The sequence below is a fragment of the Kitasatospora sp. NBC_00039 genome, assembly GCF_045160625.1.
Taxonomy (GTDB): Bacteria; Actinomycetota; Actinomycetes; order Streptomycetales; family Streptomycetaceae; genus Kitasatospora.
Window position 1 is genome coordinate 2,461,802 of record NZ_CP108289.1, and the last position, 17,159, is coordinate 2,478,960.

Sequence of the window (17,159 nt, forward strand, 5' to 3'; positions counted from 1 at the left end):
CGTGACCCTTCGATCCTGCGCCCCGCCCGGCCTGCCGGCGGCACGGGGCGCGGCGGTCGCCTTCCCAAGCCACCCGGTCGGCTCATCACATGGGCCGACGGTGGCCCGGGTCGGCACTGTCGAGGGCGTCGCGCAGGGCGTAGAGGTCGGTGATGGTGGCCCTTTCGGCGCAGGTCGCAACGGGGCGACGGTGTTTCTGGCTCCTCTTCCAGGAGGTGCCCCGGGGAGACCCTGCGGACTGCCTGGGCGGCCCGTTCGTTCATGCCGCGGCTGGCGGGGCGCCGCCCTGGTCGAGAACCCGGCTGCTATCCGTCGCGGGCGGGGCCGCCTCGGGGCGGCTTTCTGTGGGTGCCGGCCCGTGGTGCGGGGGCGTTTCGGCGGGGCGGTCCGCCGGCCCGGGCCAGCTGTTCGGGGGCCAGGGTTGGTGGGCGAGGTTGTGGCGGAGGACTTCGAGGCGGGCCAGGTGGGTGTCGAGGGTGGCGGTGGCGGCGTTGCCGAGTTCCCGGATGCGGTGGTCGAGGGCGGTGAGCCGGTCTTCGATGTGCTGCCAGCGGTCTTCCGGGGCGGGGGTGGTGTCAGGTGCGTCGTTGGTCACTGTCGTGGCGGAGGCGGTCGGTTCGGCGGGTGAGGTCGTCGAGGCGGGCGGTGAGGTCCGGGTGTGCGGCGTCGAGGTGGGGGCGGATGTCGACGAGGGGCGCTATCAGGTCCGCCGGGTCCGGGGCGCCCAGGGCCGCGGTGAGGGCGGTGAGTGCGGGGCGTGCCCGGGGGGCGAGTCCGGTGGCGGCGGTGATCTGGGCGGCGAGGATACGCAGGTCGGCGGCGTTGTCGCGGGCCCAGGCGGTGACGGCGCGGTCGGCGGCCCTGCGGTCGCGCACGGCCTTGACGCGTTCGGCTCCGGTTTCCTCGGGGGATGCGTGGCCGGTGGGGCGCAGGCGCAGGTAGCGGTTTTCGGCGGCCTGGCGGCTGGCGACGCCCATGGGGTGGGCGAGGTCGGCCCAGGTGGCGCCTTCGGCGCGGGCGGTCTCGACCAGGCCGGCTTCCCAGCCGGCGAGTTCGGTGCGCAGTTCGCGCAGCAGCACCAGTGCGGCCAGGGCCGGCTGCGGGCCGTCGGCCGGTGTGCCGGGACCGGCCGGGGCGGTGATCCGGGCGGCGCGGACCGCGTCGTCGATGGCGGCGAGCGCGGCGGCCGCGGCGAAGAAGGATGCCGGTCCCGTCGGGGTGCCAGGGCCCGTGGCGGGCGTCTTCGGATGCTCTCCCACAGATGTCACTCCTTGGGCGACGAGGTCGGTTGTCATCGGATGGATGACATGTTAGAACAGTCTCAGGTGAAGCGCACTGGCTGCCAATCGATCAGTGGAGGTGTTTCGCGATGCTGATGCGCACTGACCCGTTCCGCGAACTGGACCGGCTGACCCAGCAGTTCCTGACCACGACGGGCACGTGGTCGCGGCCGACCCCGATGCCGCTGGACGCCTACCGCGCCGGCGACGAGTACGTGGTCTGCTTCGACCTGCCCGGGGTGGACCCCGAGGCGATCGACATCGACGTCGAGCGGAACATGCTGACGGTGAAGGCCGAGCGCCGCCCCCGGCCCGACGCGGAGGGCGTGAAGTGGGAGCTGTCCGAGCGCCCGCTCGGTGTGTTCTCCCGCCAGATCATGCTCTCCGACACCCTCGACCCCGCCGGGATCAGCGCCGACTACGACGCCGGCGTGCTGACGCTGAAGATCCCGGTCGCCGAGAAGGCCAAGCCCCGCAAGATCGAGATCAGCCACAGCGGAAGCCGCAGGCAGATCCAGGCCTGACTCCCGGCCCCGATGGTGTTCCATGCCGCCCTGTGCCCCCGGTGGGGCGGCACGGAACACCTCCGCAACCACGTCTCCTATTCCCTGCCGGCACGCCCTCGGCGTGCCGGCAGAGGGCCCGACGTCGGGAGGTGTCATGTCCAGTTCCAGGAACGCCCCCTTCGTCGTGAGGGCGCGTGGCGAGATCGACATCGACACCGCACCGCGGCTGCGCCGCGAGCTGACTGCCGCGCTTGCCGCGAACCGGGACGTGGTGGTGGATCTGGCGGAGGTGACATTCATGGACTGCTCGGGCCTGCGTGCCCTCGTTCAGGCCCGCAACCAGGCCGACCGGCAGGGCAAGCACCTGGTCCTGCGGGGAGCCGGCCGGCCGGTGGCCAGGCTGCTGGGACTGACCGGTCTGACCCGCCGCCTGGCCACCCCCTGCCACCGCTCAGCCCCTGAGACCGGAGGGAGGAGATCACGGTGACGCTCCGGTGGAAGGCGTTCCTGGAGCGCGTCCAGGAACGCGGCGAATACGACACACCCGAGGAAGCGGAACGCTCCGCCCGCGTCGTGCTGGCCCTGCTCGGCGCGCACCTCGTCGGCGACGTACGCGCCCGGCTCGCCGCACGGCTACCCGAGACCCTCGCCCTGATCCTGCTCAACCCGCTGCAGGCCGCCGAACCGCTCAGCCCCGAACGGTTCGTCCGCGCCACCGCCGCCTGGATCGACGGCGCCACCGAGACCACGGCCCTGTGGGACGTCGGCGCCGTCCTGTCCACTGTCGCCGACGCCGCGGACGACGACCTGATGGAGCAGATCCTGTTCCAACTGCCGCCTGGCTACGAAACCCTGTTCGGCCGCCCGACTGCGGGCCACCGCCCCTGACCGCCCTGCACGCCGTCGCCCGCCCCGGGCCTGCGTCACTCCAGGAAGGCCTTCGCCCCATGAGCCGGCACCGCCTCCTCCTCCAGCAGATCCGCGCCCTCGGCCGCTACACCAGCGACGAGGAGGCCGAGCGCGTTCTCGCCGTCGTCCTGACGGTCCTCGGCTCCCAGCTCACCGGCGAGGAACGCTGCGACCTCGCCGCCGCGCTTCCCGAACCGGACCGCGCCGTCTTCGCCGCTCAGGTCCCACTGCCGGCCCCGGTGGCGGCTCCCGCCTTCGTCGAAGCCGTGGCCCATGCCCTGAACACCACCCTCGCCGGCGCTCGCTGGGACACCTCCTCCGTCCTGACCGCCCTCGCCGACCTCGCAGGCCGGCCGGCCGCCGACCGCGTCCTCGCCGGCCTTCCCCGCGGCTACGCGCTCCTGTTCGGCCGCGCCGACCTCGCCGCAGCAGCCTGATCCACCACCATCAACCGCGTTCGGCCGACCACCACGTGGCCAGCCGTCCGAGACTCAGCGGGATCCGTGCGCGTGGCGAGTCGGGTCTGCGAGGACACTGTCGTCCAGACAGGCGAGAAGCTCGGCGACGCCGGCGTGGACCTCCAGCGCCCCAGCCGCGCGAAGGGCGCGCTCCCCGAAGCCGCCGGACAGGACCGCGATGCACGGCACCTCGGCCTGGGCGGCGGCCTGCACGTCCCACGGGGTGTCGCCGACGAACACCGCCTGGTCGGGCCCGACGCCGGCCTTGGCCAGGGCGGCATGAACGAGGTCGGGGGCGGGCTTGCTGGCGTCCACGTCGTCTGCGCAGGTAGCGGCGTCGATCGCGTCGTCCGCGTCCAGGGCGCGCCGCATCACCGCGAGGTCCCGGGCGGAGGCGGAGGAGGCAAGAACGACCGTCCAGCCGCGGCGCTTGAGAACCCGCAGCAAGTCACCGGCCCCGTCGAAGGCCCGCAGGCTGGGCCAGAACCGGGCGAACAGCGCCTGGTGCGCCGTGCTGATCGCCTCGTCCTGGTCGCGGTCGCGGCCGTCGCCGAGCAGATGGCCCAGGAGCTGGTCGCCGCCCATGCCGATCGCAGCATGGATGCGTGCCATCGCCGGGCTGTGACCGAACTGGGCCAGCGCTTGCGTCCAGGCCACGGTGTGCCAGTAGTTGGTGTCGAGCAGCGTCCCGTCGACATCGAACAGCGCCGCGCTGGGCATCGCCCGCCTCCTCGCTCAAGCCTCCGCCGGTCTTCGACGCTAAGGCCCGCCTGCACCCACCGCCCGTCCGCCACGCCCGTTTCCGGCCGCCGATCGCGGGAACCCGCCCTGTATGACACTTCACGATTCCGTGGGCCGGACCGTGGTGGTCACCGGGGCCAGCGGCGGCATCGGACGCGCCTGCGCAGTGGCCTTCGGTGCCCGCGGAGACCGGCTCGCGTTGATCGCCCGCGGCCGCGCCGGCTTGGACGGGGCGGTGCGCGAGGCGGAGCAAGCCGGCGCCGCGAAGGTAATCGCCATCGAGACGGACGTGGCCGACCCGCAGGCCGTGGAGGCCGCCGCCGAGCGGGTCGAGCAGGAGCTCGGCGCGATCGACGTGTGGGTCAACGACGCATTCGCCTCCGTCTTCGCCCCCTTCGTCGAAATCACCCCCGAGGAGTTCCGGCGGGTCACCGAGGTCAGCTATCTCGGCTACGTGTACGCCACCGGTGCGGCTCTGCGCCGCATGCTGCCGCGCGACGCGGGGGTGATCGTGCAGGTCGGCTCGGCGATCGCCTACCGCGGTATCCCGCTGCAGAGCGCCTACAGCGGTGCCAAGCACGCCATCCAGGGCTTCAACGAGGCGCTGCGCTGCGAACTGCTCGCCTCCGGCACGAAAGTACGCACCACGATGGTGCAGATGCCGGCCGTGAACACCCCGCAGTTCGACTGGGTCCGCTCGCGCCTGTCGCGGCGCGCACAGCCGGTGCCGCCGATCTATCAGCCCGAGGTCGCCGCCCACGCGGTGCTGTACGCGGCCGACCACCCGGGGCGCCGCGAGTACTGGGTCGGCGCCAGCACGGTGGCGACCCTGCTGGCGAACGCCCTCGTTCCGGGGCTGCTGGACCGGTACCTGGCCCGCACTGGCTTCGCCTCCCAGCAGACCGACGAGCGCCGACGCGAGAGCGACCCCGACAACCTGTTCCAACCCGTCGATTCGTGGCGGGACTTCGGAGCCCACGGCCGCTTCGACGACAGGGCACACGCTCGCAGCCTCCAGCAGCGGGCCGCCCACCGCCTCGGCGCCCTTGCCGGCGGTGCGCGACGGGCGACCGGACGGGTGAGAGCGGGTTTGCCCCGGGCCCGCGCCGGGTTCGTTTCACGGGTGCGGGACACCCGAGTTCCTCAGCCGCACGAGTAGGAGTGAGTGACCATGCCTCGCGGATCAACTCCCAAACGGGAACGCCAGTACGAGCACATCAAGGAGAGCGCGCAGGAGCGCGGTGAGAGCGAGAAGCGCGCGAAGGAGATCGCCGCCCGCACGGTGAACAAGGAACGGGCCCGACACGGGGAGTCGAAGACCGCAAGCCGCAGCTCGGTGAAGGACATCTCCTCCTCCCGGCGCGGCGGGCTTCGCTCCCACAGCGGCTCCCAGGGGCCCACGAAGGAACAGCTGTACAACGAGGCGAAGAAGCGCAACATCCACGGCCGCTCGAAGATGAACAAGAAGCAGCTCGAGCACGCGCTCGGCCGATAGGGGGGATGTGATCATGGGCACCGTTCCCGTGCCGCCCGACCCCGACGTCACCCCCGTGCCGCCACCCGCGCCGCCGGCGCCCCCGGGCCCGCCGGAGCCGGTCGAGCCGCCCGGTCCGCCGAGACCGGTAGAACCTCCGAAGCCACCGGACTCACCGGCGCCGCCCGGCTCGCCCGTCCCGCCGCCCGAGCCGCCCGTCCCGCCGCGCGAACCCGCCCCGCAGGAGCCCGGGTCTCGTCCCCAGGAACCGCCCGATTGAACGACTGGACGCAGGCCGCTCGGCGGCGCTGAGCCGTACGGGTGGGGCGCCGGTCACGCCACCCGCCATCGCGCGGCGGCGGGCGACAGGTGGTCGAACAATGGCTTGGGCGACAGGAGATCCGGTGCGTGCTGGGGTCGAGATCGTGGTGTGGTGCGCTGTCCTGCTGGGCCTGACGGTGGTGTTGATCAGCTCGGTGACGCCCGTCGAGCTGGCGGTGGCCGGCGTCGCGGCGGTGGGCGGGGCACTGGCGGCGCGGCGGATGCGCTTGGCCGCCGACGCCGGATCCACCGGAGCCGGCTGCGCGGCACGGTCGGTGCTGTCGCTGCCACGGACGGTCGTTCGCGGCCTGGCCGTCCTGGTGGCCGCCGTGGGGCGGCGGCCCAGCGCCGCGGTGGTACGGCGCGTTCGTCTGAAGCCGGGGGCGGACGCGAGCTGGGCCGGCGCGCTGCTCGCCGCCTCCCCGGACACCTGCGTGATCGACGTCCCGGGCAACGACGAGGTGGTGGTGCACGCACTGCGGCCGGACGCGGGCCCGGTCGAGAAGGCCGTCGCCCGCCAGGGCAGGAAGCGGTGAACGCCTGGGCGGCGGCCGCCCTCGTCCTGCTGGTCGGCGTGGTGCCCGCCTGCCTGTGGGTGGTGGCGCGCGGCACTGCGGTGCGCCGCCTCGCCGGTGCCTCGCTGCTGTCGACCGTCGTCGGGGCGGTGTTCCTGCTGCTGCCCGAGGCCTACGACCGGTCGTCCTACCAGGACCTCGCACTGATGCTGGCCGTCCTCGCGCCCGCCGGAACGTTGGTCTTCACCCGCTTCGTGGCCGGCCGACAGCATGACACGCGTCCGGCGTCCGGATCTCCCGGCACCGAGACATGACTGACAGTCCGCCCGGGCAAGGGCCGGGGGTCCGCAAGTGAAAGAGGAGGCGGATGGGGGTGCGTCACCTGATCGTGCTCGTGCTGCTGTGGGCCGGGGCGGGCTGCATGCTGCTTTCCGCACTGGCAGTGCTGCGGCTCGGCGGGACGCTGATGCGGCTGCACGCGCTGGCTCCCGCCTCGGTGGCCGGGATGCCGCTGCTCGCCGCGGCCGTGGCACTGGACCAGGGAGCGGGCCGGGCGGCGGTGAAGACACTGGTCATCGGCCTGCTCTTCGCCGCGGGCGGCACGGTCACCACGATCGCCATCGGCCGCGCCTCCCGCCAGGCCGAGGGCGCCGGGGAAGAGGCAGCGTGAACGCGTGGCTGATCGGCGCGGCCCTCGCGTTCGTCGTCATCGCCGCAACCGTGGCGGTCCTCACCCGAGACCCGGCCCGCCAGGCCGTCGTCCTGTCCGCGCTCGGCCTGGGCCTGGCGGTGTTGTTCGCCGTGCTCCAGGCCCCAGACGTGGCCCTGTCCCAGCTGGCTGTCGGCACCGCGCTGACCCCGCTGCTGATCCTCCTCAGCGTCCGCAAGGTCACCCGCCGCACCACCGGCGGTCGTACCAGCACCGCCGATGACGACGACCGCGCGGCCGAGGAGCAGGGGTGACGGCGCGCGCCCGGCTGCTCATGTTCATGGTCGGCGCTGCGGTGATCGCCGCCTTCTTCACCGCCGCATGCACCGGGCTACCGAGCTTCGGCGGATCCGACCACCCGTACGGCGACCGGGCGGTGGCGGCGGCCCTCTCCCATCGCACGGCCAACGTCGTCTCCTCCGTCAACTTCGACATCCGTGCCTTCGACACCCTCGGTGAGGAGTCCATCCTCTTCGGCACCGTCCTGGGCGCGACCCTGCTGCTGCGCCGGGCCCGCGACGAGCGCCACCGCCGCGCCGAGGCCGAGCGCGTCATGCCCACCACCCGCCTGCTCGGCGGGCTTCTGCTCCCGGTCGCCCTGGTGGTGGGCGTCTACATCGTCGCGCACGGCCAGCTCAGTCCTGGCGGCGGCTTCCAAGGCGGAGTAGTGCTGGCCACCGCCCTGCACCTGGCCTACGTCGCGGCCGACTACCGGGCCCTCAAGAAGCTTCGCCCACTGGCTGTCCTGGACGTCGCGGACTCGCTCGCCGCCGCTTCCTTCACGCTGGTGGGACTGGCCGGTCTGATCGCCGGCGGCGCGTTCCTGAAGAACGTGCTGCCGTTGGGCACCTTCAACGAGATCACGTCCGGCGGCACCGTACCCGTGCTCAACGCCGTCGTCGGCGTCGAGGTCGCCTCCGGGCTCATCGCCCTGCTCGCCCACTTCCTCGACCAGGCCGTCGAACTCACCGACCCCGACGAACCCGAGACCGGAGACAGCTGATGGGGATCTGGCCCTACCTCGCCGCCGGATGGGTCCTGCTCATCGCCCTCTACGGCCTGGTCACCAGCCGCAATCTGATCCACGCCATCGGATGCCTGGCCGTCGCCCAGTCCTCCACCTACCTGTTGCTCCTGGCCGTCGGCTACCGCCGCAACGGCACGGCTCCCGTCTACTCCGACCTCACACCCGGCACCCGCCCGGTCGTCGACCCCGTGGTCCAGGCCCTGGCCCTGACCGACGTGGTGGTCGGCGCCACCGTCACGGCACTGCTGCTCGCCCTGACCGTTCAACTGCGCAAACGCCACCACACCGTCGACCCGCAGGCCCTCACCGGCCTGAAGGGCTGACCGGCCGTGACAGCGGCCGACCTCCTGCCGCTGGCCGTCGCCATCCCGCTGCTCGGCGCAGCCCTGCTCGCCGTGGCCGGACGCCTGCTGCCCCGGACCGGCTGCGACACCATCGCGACCACGGTCGCCACGGCCGAGGTGCTCTGCCTCGTCCTACTGTGGACGCGCGGCGGAGCACTCGCCACCGCCGACCTGGGCGGCTGGCCCGCCCGGATCGGCATCGTGCTCGCCGCGGACCGGATCGGCACCGGCCTGGCCCTGCTGGTCGCCGCCCTCGTCCTTGCCGTGATCGTCTACTCCTGGCGGTACTTCGACGAACCGAAGGGCGAGCACGCCGGCATCTTCCCCGCCCTGATCCTGCTGTTCGAGGCCGGCATGGCCGGTTTCGCGCTCACCGGAGACCTGTTCAACGCCTTCGTCTTCTTCGAACTCATGGGAGCCGCCGCCTACGCGCTGACCGGCTACCGCATCGAAGACCCCCGCCCGCTCCAGGGCGCGCTCACCTTCGGCATCGTCACCTCCTTCGCCGCCTACTGCTCCCTGCTGGGCATCGGCCTGATCTACGCGCGGACCGGCGAACTGAACCTGGCCCGCCTCGGCCAGCAGCTCGCCGGGCACCGCACCGACCTGCTGACCGTGGTCGCGTTCGTCCTCATCTGCACCGCCTTACTGGTCAAGGCCGCCGCCGTCCCGTTCCACTTCTGGCTGCCCGACGCCCACGCCGTCGCCCCGACCCCGGTGTGCATGCTGATGTCCGGCGCCATGGTCGAACTCGGCGTCTACGGCATCGCCCGCGTCTACTGGACCGTCTTCTCCGGCCCCGGCGGCATCCCCCACGGCGCGTTCCGCACCACCTTCGCGGCCCTGGGCGTGCTGACCGCCCTGGTCGGCGCCGTGATGTGCTGGCAGCAGCGGCACCTCAAGCGCCTGCTGGCCTTCTCCACCGTCAGCCACATCGGCCTGTTCCTCATCGGCATCGCGCTGCTCACCCCCGACGGAGCAGCCGGGACGGCCGTCTACGTCGCCTCCCACGGCTGCGTGAAGGCCGCGCTGTTCGCCCTGACCGGGGTCCTGCTGGACCGCTACGGCTCCGTCGACGAGCACGGCCTGCACGGCAAGGCACGCGACCTGCGCTCGGTGGGCGTACTGTTCACGGCCGGTGCCCTGGCCCTGGCCGGGCTGCCGCCGTTCGGCACCGGCCTGGGCAAAGCCCTCAGCGAGGACGCCGCCGGCCACTGGCAGCCGTGGCTGCCCGCCGTGTTCGTCACGGCCTCCGCCGTCACCGGGGCCGCCGCGCTCCGCGCCGGCCTGCGCGTCTTCTGGGGCGCCGGCCCCACACCCCGCAGTCGGCCGGGCGAGGAAGAGACCACAGGAGAGGGCGAGGAACCCGAGATCCGCTCCCCGCGGCGCACCCTGCCACCAGCGATGACCATCGTCCCCGGCGTCCTCCTCATCCTCGCCGCCGCCGTGGGCGCTCTGCCCGCAGTCGCCGACACCCTCGCGCACGGGGCCGCCGTCTTCACCAACCCCGCCCACTACACGGCGGCCGTCACCGCAGGGCAGGGAGCGTCGCCCGCCGTCCCCCCGCCACCCGCCGTCCCCCCGCCACCCGCCGTCTGGACCACCGCCGGCGTCCTCCTCGGCCTGCTGTCCGCCGGACTCGCCGTCGCCCTCGCCAAGGCCGCGGTCCACCAGCACACGCCTCAGCTGCCGCAGCGCCACTTCGCCGCCCGCAGTGTCCGGGCGCTGCGTCGCCTGCACTCCGGGCGCCTCGGTGACTACCTGGCCTGGCTCACGCTCGGCATTGCGGTGCTGTGCGCCGCAATCGCGGCCCGGGCCTGAACCACTGCCCCACTCCGGCTGCCACGGGCAGATCAAGCCCGCCCTCGACTCCCGCATCGTCCTCCTCGTCAACGAGGCCTACCGGCACGCCAAGCCGATCGGCGGCCTCGCGGATTCCCGGGTGGGCAGGCCGAGCTGCTGCGCGTCCCGTTCGGGAACAATCTGCCGATCAAGGTGCCGCACGGGCCTGAGGACGACCGTTTCGTCTTCCTCTCCGATGTGCTGCCCACCGCGTGGCACGCTGTCGAGTACGCGGCCGTGCCCGAGGTCGGCAGCCTCGTTGTCCTGGGTCTGGGGCCGATCGGCGACATGAGCTGCCGGATCGCCCTGCAGCGCGGCGCCGGTCAGGTGATCGGCGTCGACCTGGTCGGCGAACGCCTCACACGAGCCAGGCGCCGGGGCGTCCACGTCCTGAACCTGGCCGAGCACGGCAAGGACCTCGCCGACGTCATCCGTGACCTGACCGACGGCCGCGGCCCGGACGCGGTCATCGACGCGGTCGGGATGGAAGCCCACGGCTCGCCCGGCGCGAAGCTCGCCGCCCGGGCCACCAACCTGCTGCCGAGCGCTCTGGCCGCCAAGATGGCGGAACACGTCGGCATCGACCGCCTCCACGCCCTGTACCTCTCCATCGACATCGTGCGGCGCGGCGGCACCATCTCCCTCTCCGGCGTCTACGGCGCCAACCGCCGCGGCCTCCATGCCGCTGCTCTCGACGGACGCCGAGCGTGCTGCCCGCGCTATCGTCCGGGCGGCCGAGCGTCGCCGTGAAGCCGTGAAGGGAGGGGCTGCTATACGCCGGTGCTCTGGTCGGTGATCATCGTCACGAGACCGTCGCGGCCCGCGTTGCGCAGTCGGCGCAGCTGGCGGGCGGCGCCGTTGCCGTCCCGCAGCAGACGCTCCAGGACGGGGACGAGGTGTCGCCGGTCCCTACTCTTTTCGATCACGGGGTCGATGTGGTCCAGCAGCGCGGCTACCGCGTCGCCGGCATCGGCCAGGTGGCCGGAGAGCGGGTCGAACACCGTGCTCGCGCAGCCGTGCCGGGCGCTGTGCCACACGGCGGCCGCGAGCATCTCCTGCTCGACGGGCGGGACGCGTTGCCGAGCTTTCGCATCGCTGAGGGCGCGCGTGGCAAGGGCACGCACGACCCCGGCGAGCATCACCGCTTCGTCCGCGCGCAGCTGGACATCCATGGCCCGGATCTCCACGGTGGGGAAGTGCTCGGACAGGCGGATGTGCCAGTAGACCTGCCCGATATCGCGGACCAGCCCGCCCTTGACCAGGGCCCTGGTGCGCCGGTCGTAGGCGTCGGCGGCGTGGAAGAACGGCGGCGGCCCGCTGACGGGCCAGCGGCCGAAGAGGACGGTGCGCCAGCTCGCGAAGCCGGTGTCCGTATTCTGCCAAAGCGGTGAGTTCGCGGCGAGCGCGATCAGCAGCGGCAGCCATGGACGCAGCCCGTTCATCACGGTGACGCCCGCGCCGCGGTCGGGGATGCCGAGGTGGACGTGCATGCCCGCGATCAGCTGCTGGTCGGTGAGGAGCCGGGTGTCGGAGTGCATGGCGCGGTAGCGGGCGGTATCCGTGATGGGGACCGGCAGGCGATCCGTGAACGGCGCCGCGCCGCACGCGGCCAGGCGGCAGCCTTCCTGCCGGGCGGCCTCACCGAGGGCCAGGCGCATCCGCAGCAGGTGTCCGCCGGCTTCCTCCAGGTCATGGCAGATGGGGGTGGCGACCTCCAGCTGTGCCTGGAGCAGTTCTCGCTGGACCTCGCCGCGCTCCAGGGCAGGTTGGAGGCGGGCCGCCTCACGGACCTGGGCGGCGCGGGCCACCGGGAGCCCGGTGGCCGGGTCGAGCAGGAGGTATTCCTCTTCAACGCCGAGGGTCAGCATGCTGAGCATGTACCCGAGTGCGGAACGCGCATGCGGCCGCCGCGACAGGGGGCCGGGCTGGCGAATCAGGGTGAGCCCGGCGGGGCAGACGCAGAAGGGAGGTGATCGGCCATGGTTGCACTGGCCGAGGAACAGTCGGCGTCCACCAGCGGCCTGGACCGGGCCGGAGTGCTGGTCCGGCAGATCACCGCGGCGCTTACCGCGGCCGGGCACAGCGTCGCCGCGGCGGAATCCCTGACCGGCGGGCGTTTGTGTGCACAGCTGGCCGAGGCCCCGGGTGCCTCGGCCGCGTTCCGTGGCGGGCTCGTCGCCTATGCGACCGATCTGAAGGAGGAGCTGCTCGGCGTGGAGGGCGACCTGCTGGCGCGGGTCGGAGCGGTTGATCCCCAGGTCGCCGCCCGCATGGCGGAGGGTGTCCGGCGGCTCGCGCACGCCACGTACGGTGTGGCCACCACCGGCGTGGCCGGACCGGCGCCGCAGGACGGATGTGACGTCGGAACGGTGTTCGTCGCGGTCGCCGGCCCCCGAACGACCACGGCCGTGCGGGCCACTCCCGGCAGCACCGCTCGGGACGGCATCCAGCACGCGGCCCTCCTCGCGGCCCTGCAACTTCTCCGCGACGAGCTACGGCCCCCAGGCTAGGCCGACAGCTTCTTTTCGCTTCTGGCCGGTCCTGGGGCTTCAGGACAGCGGGGTCGCGTGCAGGCAGGTGTGACGGCCGGGGCCGCCGGGCTCCGACAGGAGCCGGGCGGTGGTCCCGGTGATCGCGACGCGGAAGGTCCCGCGGCTGTCGGCATAGACGGGTGTGCCGTCGGCGGCCCTCTCGCCGGTGGCGTGGACGATGACGACCTCGGGCGGGGCGTGGCGGCCGGGAGTGCCGGGCAGGGTGACAGCAAAACGCGGTGGCGGATCCGGGCGTGGGGGACTGCGCCTCGGTGCCGCAGCTCCCTCACGGCGAATGACGTCGGCGCTGCCTCAGTGGCCCAGGGCGTTGGCGAGTTGCTTCTTGTTCATCTTCGAGCGGCCGTGGATGTTGCGCGCCGTCTCGGCATCGACCAAGTCGACCGTGAGGATCACCTCCAGCGCGCGGTTGCGTCCCACGCGGTCCCGGAGGTACTGCGTTCCGCCTCCGCCGGGAACGATGCCCATGAGCGCTTCGATCTGACCGAGTCCGCCGGTCTCGATGGCGGCGAATGCCATGTCCGCCGCGGCCACGAATTCAGCCCCGCTCGCGCGACCGGTCGGTCATCGCATCCCGGCACCCCGGGCGGCGGTGTCGTCCGTGCGGTAGTCGAGGCGGCTGGTCACGTCGATGACACCGTCTACGCTCCGGCACAGCCGTTCGACCGCCGATACCAGGGCGCGGTGCTCGACCGTGCCGCTCAGGGTGACCCGGCCCTCGTCGACCTGAACGTTGACGGAGCCCGGGGCGAGCCCCAGGGTGCGGTCGAGGATCTCGTGGGTGATCTCCTCATTGATGGCCCGGTCCTGGCGGAGGAAGACGCGCAGCAGGTCGCTTCGGCTGACGATGCCGACCAGGCGTCCGGCCTCGTCGACGACGGGCAGGCGCTTGAGGTGGTCGCGCTGCATCAGGCGGGCGGCCTCGACCACGGTCCACTCGGGCCGGGCGCACACCGCCGGGCTGGTCATGAGGCCTTCGGCGGTGGCGGCGCGGCTGCGGGTGTGCTCGTCGGGCGACAGCTGCGGGGTGAGCAGCAGGCCGGCGGGGTCCTCCTGGGCGGCCTCGTTGAGCAGCAGGTCGGCCTCGGAGACCAGGCCGATCGGCCGTTCCTCGTGGTCCAGGACGGGCACGGAGGTGATGTCGTGTTCGGCGAGCAGGCGGGCGATCTCCTTGAAGCCGGTGTCGGGCCGGACGTGCACGACGGCCCGGGTCATCAGTTCTCCCACGATGCGGTGTCGCATGGTCGGCTCCTCGCTTGTCTGGTGCCGGCGGCCCCAGGGCCGCGCGGTCGGGTGTGGTGTGTGCGGTGTGGCGTCCGGCTCGGGTCCTGGACGGGCGGTGTCGCGCTGTTGGGTTGTCAGGCCGTCGCGTGGCGGACCACGACGACGGGGCACGGCGCGTGCTGCACGCAGTGGCCGCTGACGGAGCCCAGCAGCGCGCCGACGAAGCCGCCATGGCCTCGGCTGCCGACGACAAGGAGGTCAGCACCCCGAGCCGCCTCCAGCAGGCTGGACACGGTGCCGCCCTGGACCACCCGGGGCCGGATCTCGACCGTGCGTGCCGAGCCGGTCGCCTGCACGATGGCGTCGTCGAGGACCTTGCGGGTGATGGTGGCAAGGTCCTCGTCGGCCTCAATCGGCACGGTCCAGCCGGTGGAGACCGGGTGCTGCCAGGCGGCAACGGCTTCGATGACGGCGCCGCGGGTGCGGGCCTGGTCGACGGCCCAGCTCAACGCGTCGATCGAGGACGGCGATCCGTCCACGCCGACGACGATCCGCTGCTGGGGTTCACTCTGCTCGGTCACGGTGCGTCTCCCTGTCGTTGTGGTCGTCTCCACCATCGGCCGACCGCCACATGGTGGCGAAGGGCCGAGGGGGCCACCGTGCCGGGACCTTCAGCCCCGGCACGAGACGACTGCCAACCTGGGACCGACGGGCCCGCCGAACAGGGCCCATGAGTCCCTGTCACCACCCGGCTCGTTGCGGTGCAGTTGGTGCGGCGAGACGAAGCCCCCACAGAAAGCCCGGGCGGCCGGCCCAGAGCAGGCTGGCACCAACACCCCGAACGGCGAACCCGATCACCGCAGCGCCACTCTCCGACCGGCCGGTCAGACACGAACACCGGTTTTCCCACAGCAGAGTTGAGGAGTATTCCGATGGCACAGGCCTACCTCGTCGGCAGCGGCATAGCCGCCCTGTCCGCCGCGGCGTTCCTGATCCGCGACGGCAGCTTCGCCGGCACCGACATCCACCTCTTCGAGGAGCAGGAGGAGGTCGGCGGCAGCCTGGACGGGGGCGGCACCCCGGACGCGGGCTACACGATGCGCGGCGGGCGGATGTTCGAGGCCCAGTTCCGCTGCACCTACGACCTGCTGTCCGGCATCCCGTCGTTGGACGACCCGTCGGTCTCTGTCACCCAGGACGTCTACGACTCCCACCAGGAGTCGCCGTGGGACGACGCGACCCGGCTGGTGGGCGCGGGAGGAGCGACCCGCGACGGCCACGCCATGGGCTTCTCCGAGCACCACCGCGTTCAGCTGGTCAAGTGCCTGGCCACACCGGAGCGGATGCTGGACGGCAAGCGGATCGCCGACTGCTTCAGCGAGGACTTCTTCACCACCGACTTCTGGTACATGTGGTGCACCACCTTCGCCTTCGAGCCCTGGCACAGCGCGATCGAGTTCCGCCGCTACCTCAGGCGCTTCGTGCATCTGTTCCCTGAGTTCGAGACGATGTCCGGGATCTACCGCACCCGGTACAACCAGTACGACTCGATCGTCCGCCCGCTGACCGGCTGGCTGCTGGAGCGCGGCGTGCGGATCCACACCAGCCGCCGGGTGACCGACCTGTCCTTCCGGGCGGAGCCGGGCACGAGCGTCGAGCGCATCCACTTCGAGGGTGCCCACGCCGACCTGCCGGTCGCCCCGGACGACCTGGTGTTCGTCACCAACGGCTCGATGACCGCCGGCTCCACCCTCGGCTCACACACCGCCCCGCCGGAAGGCCCGAGCGCCTCACACAGCCCCTCCTCCTTCCTGCTCTGGCACCGCATCGCCCGCGGCCGCGAGGACTTCGGCCGCCCGGAAGTGTTCGACCGCAGTGTCGCCGACTCCACCTGGGAGTCCTTCACCGTCACCGCCAAGGACCCGGCCTTCCTGGACTGGATGGAGACGTTCACCGGCCGTGCCACCGGCCGCGGCGGCCTGCTCACCCTCACCGGATCCCCCTGGCTGCTCACCGTCGTGGTCAACCGCCAGCCGGTCTACCAGCAGCAGCCCGAGGGCGTGTCCGTCTGGTGGGGTTACGGGCTCTTCCCCGACAAGCTCGGGACGTACGTCCGCAAGCCCATGCCGGAGTGCAGCGGGGAGGAAATCCTCCAGGAAGTCCTGCACCACCTGGCCGTGGACGCCACCACCGCAGAGCGCGTCGCCGAGGCATCCACCGTCATCCCCTGCCTGATGCCCTACATCACCAGCCAGTTCCTGGTCCGCAGCCACGGCGACCGGCCTCAGGTCGTCCCGAAGGGCTCCACCAACCTCGCCTTCATCGGCCAGTTCGCCGAGGTCCCCGACGACGTCGTCTTCACCGTCGAGTACTCCGTGCGCACCGCCTGGACCGCCGTGGCGCAGCTCCTCGGCCTCGACAGGCAGCCCCCGGCCGTCCACAAGGGCCACCACGACCCGCACGTCCTGGCCCGGGCCCTGCACACCATGCACCGCAAGTGACGGCAGGAGGGCCGGGCCCCGGGCCCGGCCCTCCCCCGAGCCGCCCGCGGCCTCGCGCCCACCGCAGCACACACCCGCGCATCACCAACTCACCGTTCCGGCAGCAGAACCAGCAGAGGAGCACATCATGGCCGTCCACCACGCCCACACCCCCCGGATGCCCCGCCGCCTCACGGCCAGGCTCCACCGCGTAACCGCGAAGCCGGCCGACCGAGCCGCCACCGGCACGGTGACCACCGCCACGGCCACTGCCCTGGCCGCCGCCCGGGTCGGCCTGGGCTTCGTGTTCCTGTGGGCCTTCCTCGACAAGGCCTTCGGCCTCGGCTACGCCACCAGGAGCGCCGCAGCCTGGGTCCAGGGCGGCTCGCCCACCAAGGGCTTCCTCAGCCATGTCTCGGCCGGCCCGCTGCAGTCCGCCTTCCACCGGTGGGCCGGGCAGGCCTGGGCCGACTGGCTGTTCATGCTCGGCCTGCTCGGCATCGGCCTCGCTCTCATCGGCGGGATCGGCCTGCGGATCGCCGCGGCGAGCGGAACACTGCTGCTGGCCATGATGTGGGCCGCCGAGTGGCCCCCCGCCCGCCACCTGGCGAACGGTGCCGCCAGCGGCTCCAGCAACCCCGTCGCCGACTACCACCTCGTCTACGCCCTGCTGCTGATCGTGCTGGCCGTCACCGCCGCCGGCGACAGCTGGGGGCTGGGCCGCCGCTGGGCCGCCCTCCCGGTCGTGCGTGACCACCCCTGGCTGCGCTGACCCCCACC

At 72.6% G+C, this 17,159-nt stretch carries 23 protein-coding genes and 2 pseudogenes; 17 read left to right on the forward strand and 8 right to left on the reverse strand.

Annotation, left to right across the window (positions count from 1 at the left end; all coding sequences use genetic code 11):
* Positions 1–259: 259 nt before the first annotated feature.
* Both OG286_RS10965 and OG286_RS10970 read right to left on the reverse strand, forming a co-directional pair.
* Positions 260–595, reverse strand: coding sequence for a hypothetical protein (locus OG286_RS10965; RefSeq protein ID WP_396323502.1), 336 nt, complete (start codon positions 593–595; stop codon positions 260–262).
* Complete coding sequence (locus OG286_RS10970) at positions 576–1,295, reverse strand: hypothetical protein (protein ID WP_396323503.1); 720 nt, start codon at positions 1,293–1,295, stop codon at positions 576–578. Before OG286_RS10970 ends, OG286_RS10965 begins: the two co-directional genes overlap by 20 nt.
* Positions 1,296–1,369: 74 nt before the next feature.
* Here OG286_RS10970 and OG286_RS10975 point away from each other — a divergent pair, with 74 nt between their 5' ends.
* The 4 genes from OG286_RS10975 (at position 1,370) to OG286_RS10990 (ending at position 3,132) form a co-directional block, all read left to right on the forward strand.
* A complete protein-coding gene (locus OG286_RS10975; protein ID WP_405362029.1) occupies positions 1,370–1,804 on the forward strand; it encodes an Hsp20/alpha crystallin family protein in 435 nt (144 codons plus the stop codon).
* A 136-nt stretch (positions 1,805–1,940) separates the two neighbouring features.
* Positions 1,941–2,273 carry an STAS domain-containing protein gene (locus OG286_RS10980; protein WP_396323505.1) on the forward strand — a complete coding sequence of 111 codons (333 nt, stop codon included), beginning with the start codon at positions 1,941–1,943 and terminating at the stop codon, positions 2,271–2,273.
* On the forward strand, positions 2,270–2,674 hold the full coding sequence (locus OG286_RS10985) for a DUF2267 domain-containing protein (protein ID WP_396323506.1): 405 nt from the start codon (positions 2,270–2,272) through the stop codon (positions 2,672–2,674). The genes OG286_RS10980 and OG286_RS10985 overlap by 4 nt, the downstream gene beginning before the upstream one ends.
* Positions 2,675–2,733: 59 nt before the next feature.
* Positions 2,734–3,132, forward strand: a complete 399-nt coding sequence (locus OG286_RS10990) for a DUF2267 domain-containing protein (protein ID WP_396323507.1) — start codon at positions 2,734–2,736, stop codon at positions 3,130–3,132.
* A 54-nt stretch (positions 3,133–3,186) separates the two neighbouring features.
* On the opposite strand, the gene OG286_RS10995 is transcribed toward OG286_RS10990, so the two are convergent.
* The gene (locus OG286_RS10995; RefSeq protein WP_396323508.1) at positions 3,187–3,873 is read right to left on the reverse strand and encodes an HAD family hydrolase; all 687 of its coding nucleotides are present in this window, start codon (positions 3,871–3,873) and stop codon (positions 3,187–3,189) included.
* A gap of 112 nt (positions 3,874–3,985) precedes the next feature.
* Here OG286_RS10995 and OG286_RS11000 point away from each other — a divergent pair, with 112 nt between their 5' ends.
* From OG286_RS11000 to OG286_RS11045, 10 genes and pseudogenes are all read left to right on the forward strand, one after another.
* On the forward strand, positions 3,986–5,053 hold the full coding sequence (locus OG286_RS11000) for an SDR family oxidoreductase (protein ID WP_396323509.1): 1,068 nt from the start codon (positions 3,986–3,988) through the stop codon (positions 5,051–5,053).
* Between the two features lie 12 nt (positions 5,054–5,065).
* Positions 5,066–5,389 (forward strand): plasmid stabilization protein, encoded by a 324-nt coding sequence (locus OG286_RS11005; RefSeq protein ID WP_396323510.1) that lies wholly within the window; start codon positions 5,066–5,068, stop codon positions 5,387–5,389.
* A 383-nt stretch (positions 5,390–5,772) separates the two neighbouring features.
* Positions 5,773–6,225 (forward strand): hypothetical protein, encoded by a 453-nt coding sequence (locus OG286_RS11010; protein WP_405365146.1) that lies wholly within the window; start codon positions 5,773–5,775, stop codon positions 6,223–6,225.
* Positions 6,222–6,518 carry a monovalent cation/H+ antiporter complex subunit F gene (locus OG286_RS11015; RefSeq protein WP_396323512.1) on the forward strand — a complete coding sequence of 99 codons (297 nt, stop codon included), beginning with the start codon at positions 6,222–6,224 and terminating at the stop codon, positions 6,516–6,518. Before OG286_RS11010 ends, OG286_RS11015 begins: the two co-directional genes overlap by 4 nt.
* Before the next feature lie 53 nt (positions 6,519–6,571).
* Positions 6,572–6,874, forward strand: a complete 303-nt coding sequence (locus tag OG286_RS11020; RefSeq protein ID WP_396323513.1) for a cation:proton antiporter — start codon at positions 6,572–6,574, stop codon at positions 6,872–6,874.
* Positions 6,871–7,167 (forward strand): Na(+)/H(+) antiporter subunit B, encoded by a 297-nt coding sequence (locus OG286_RS11025; RefSeq protein WP_396323514.1) that lies wholly within the window; start codon positions 6,871–6,873, stop codon positions 7,165–7,167. The genes OG286_RS11020 and OG286_RS11025 overlap by 4 nt, the downstream gene beginning before the upstream one ends.
* On the forward strand, positions 7,164–7,916 hold the full coding sequence (locus OG286_RS11030; RefSeq protein ID WP_396323515.1) for an MnhB domain-containing protein: 753 nt from the start codon (positions 7,164–7,166) through the stop codon (positions 7,914–7,916). Before OG286_RS11025 ends, OG286_RS11030 begins: the two co-directional genes overlap by 4 nt.
* Positions 7,916–8,263 carry a sodium:proton antiporter gene (locus tag OG286_RS11035; RefSeq protein ID WP_396323516.1) on the forward strand — a complete coding sequence of 116 codons (348 nt, stop codon included), beginning with the start codon at positions 7,916–7,918 and terminating at the stop codon, positions 8,261–8,263. The genes OG286_RS11030 and OG286_RS11035 overlap by 1 nt, the downstream gene beginning before the upstream one ends.
* Positions 8,264–8,269: 6 nt before the next feature.
* Complete coding sequence (locus OG286_RS11040; RefSeq protein ID WP_405365148.1) at positions 8,270–10,105, forward strand: complex I subunit 5 family protein; 1,836 nt, start codon at positions 8,270–8,272, stop codon at positions 10,103–10,105.
* Between the two features lie 117 nt (positions 10,106–10,222).
* Positions 10,223–10,786: pseudogene (locus OG286_RS11045) on the forward strand (zinc-binding dehydrogenase); the annotation flags it as partial.
* Between the two features lie 110 nt (positions 10,787–10,896).
* Here OG286_RS11045 and OG286_RS11050 read toward each other — a convergent pair.
* Positions 10,897–12,003, reverse strand: coding sequence for a glutamate--cysteine ligase (locus OG286_RS11050; protein ID WP_396323518.1), 1,107 nt, complete (start codon positions 12,001–12,003; stop codon positions 10,897–10,899).
* Positions 12,004–12,105: 102 nt separating this feature from the next.
* Here OG286_RS11050 and OG286_RS11055 point away from each other — a divergent pair, with 102 nt between their 5' ends.
* The gene (locus OG286_RS11055) at positions 12,106–12,636 is read left to right on the forward strand and encodes a CinA family protein (RefSeq protein WP_396323519.1); all 531 of its coding nucleotides are present in this window, start codon (positions 12,106–12,108) and stop codon (positions 12,634–12,636) included.
* 39 nt (positions 12,637–12,675) lie between these two features.
* On the opposite strand, the gene OG286_RS11060 is transcribed toward OG286_RS11055, so the two are convergent.
* The 4 genes and pseudogenes from OG286_RS11060 to OG286_RS11075 form a co-directional block, all read right to left on the reverse strand.
* Positions 12,676–12,954, reverse strand: a complete 279-nt coding sequence (locus tag OG286_RS11060) for a DUF6296 family protein (protein ID WP_396323586.1) — start codon at positions 12,952–12,954, stop codon at positions 12,676–12,678.
* Between the two features lie 78 nt (positions 12,955–13,032).
* Positions 13,033–13,230: pseudogene (locus OG286_RS11065) on the reverse strand (enoyl-CoA hydratase-related protein); the annotation flags it as partial.
* Between the two features lie 9 nt (positions 13,231–13,239).
* The gene (locus tag OG286_RS11070; RefSeq protein ID WP_396323520.1) at positions 13,240–13,917 is read right to left on the reverse strand and encodes a CBS domain-containing protein; all 678 of its coding nucleotides are present in this window, start codon (positions 13,915–13,917) and stop codon (positions 13,240–13,242) included.
* 116 nt (positions 13,918–14,033) lie between these two features.
* On the reverse strand, positions 14,034–14,480 hold the full coding sequence (locus OG286_RS11075) for a universal stress protein (protein ID WP_405362019.1): 447 nt from the start codon (positions 14,478–14,480) through the stop codon (positions 14,034–14,036).
* Positions 14,481–14,831: 351 nt separating this feature from the next.
* Here OG286_RS11075 and OG286_RS11080 point away from each other — a divergent pair, with 351 nt between their 5' ends.
* Together OG286_RS11080 and OG286_RS11085 are read left to right on the forward strand one after the other, a co-directional pair.
* Positions 14,832–16,400 carry an oleate hydratase gene (locus tag OG286_RS11080; RefSeq protein WP_405365150.1) on the forward strand — a complete coding sequence of 523 codons (1,569 nt, stop codon included), beginning with the start codon at positions 14,832–14,834 and terminating at the stop codon, positions 16,398–16,400.
* Between the two features lie 127 nt (positions 16,401–16,527).
* A complete protein-coding gene (locus OG286_RS11085) occupies positions 16,528–17,151 on the forward strand; it encodes a hypothetical protein (protein WP_396323523.1) in 624 nt (207 codons plus the stop codon).
* The last annotated feature ends 8 nt before the right edge of the window (positions 17,152–17,159 follow it).

What these genes read in the sequence shown, in the direction of transcription:
- OG286_RS11085 (WP_396323523.1), top strand. Translation starts at nt 16,528, where the DNA reads ATGGCCGTCCACCACGCCCACACCCCCCGGATGCCCCGCCGCCTCACG.
- OG286_RS10995 (WP_396323508.1), bottom strand. Translation starts at nt 3,873, where the DNA reads ATGCCCAGCGCGGCGCTGTTCGATGTCGACGGGACGCTGCTCGACACC.
- OG286_RS11050 (WP_396323518.1), bottom strand. Translation starts at nt 12,003, where the DNA reads ATGCTCAGCATGCTGACCCTCGGCGTTGAAGAGGAATACCTCCTGCTC.
- OG286_RS11000 (WP_396323509.1), top strand. Translation starts at nt 3,986, where the DNA reads ATGACACTTCACGATTCCGTGGGCCGGACCGTGGTGGTCACCGGGGCC.
- OG286_RS10990 (WP_396323507.1), top strand. Translation starts at nt 2,734, where the DNA reads ATGAGCCGGCACCGCCTCCTCCTCCAGCAGATCCGCGCCCTCGGCCGC.
- OG286_RS11005 (WP_396323510.1), top strand. Translation starts at nt 5,066, where the DNA reads ATGCCTCGCGGATCAACTCCCAAACGGGAACGCCAGTACGAGCACATC.
- OG286_RS10980 (WP_396323505.1), top strand. Translation starts at nt 1,941, where the DNA reads ATGTCCAGTTCCAGGAACGCCCCCTTCGTCGTGAGGGCGCGTGGCGAG.
- OG286_RS10970 (WP_396323503.1), bottom strand. Translation starts at nt 1,295, where the DNA reads ATGACAACCGACCTCGTCGCCCAAGGAGTGACATCTGTGGGAGAGCAT.
- OG286_RS10975 (WP_405362029.1), top strand. Translation starts at nt 1,370, where the DNA reads ATGCTGATGCGCACTGACCCGTTCCGCGAACTGGACCGGCTGACCCAG.
- OG286_RS11055 (WP_396323519.1), top strand. Translation starts at nt 12,106, where the DNA reads ATGGTTGCACTGGCCGAGGAACAGTCGGCGTCCACCAGCGGCCTGGAC.
- OG286_RS11020 (WP_396323513.1), top strand. Translation starts at nt 6,572, where the DNA reads ATGGGGGTGCGTCACCTGATCGTGCTCGTGCTGCTGTGGGCCGGGGCG.
- OG286_RS11080 (WP_405365150.1), top strand. Translation starts at nt 14,832, where the DNA reads ATGGCACAGGCCTACCTCGTCGGCAGCGGCATAGCCGCCCTGTCCGCC.
- OG286_RS11070 (WP_396323520.1), bottom strand. Translation starts at nt 13,917, where the DNA reads ATGCGACACCGCATCGTGGGAGAACTGATGACCCGGGCCGTCGTGCAC.
- OG286_RS11035 (WP_396323516.1), top strand. Translation starts at nt 7,916, where the DNA reads ATGGGGATCTGGCCCTACCTCGCCGCCGGATGGGTCCTGCTCATCGCC.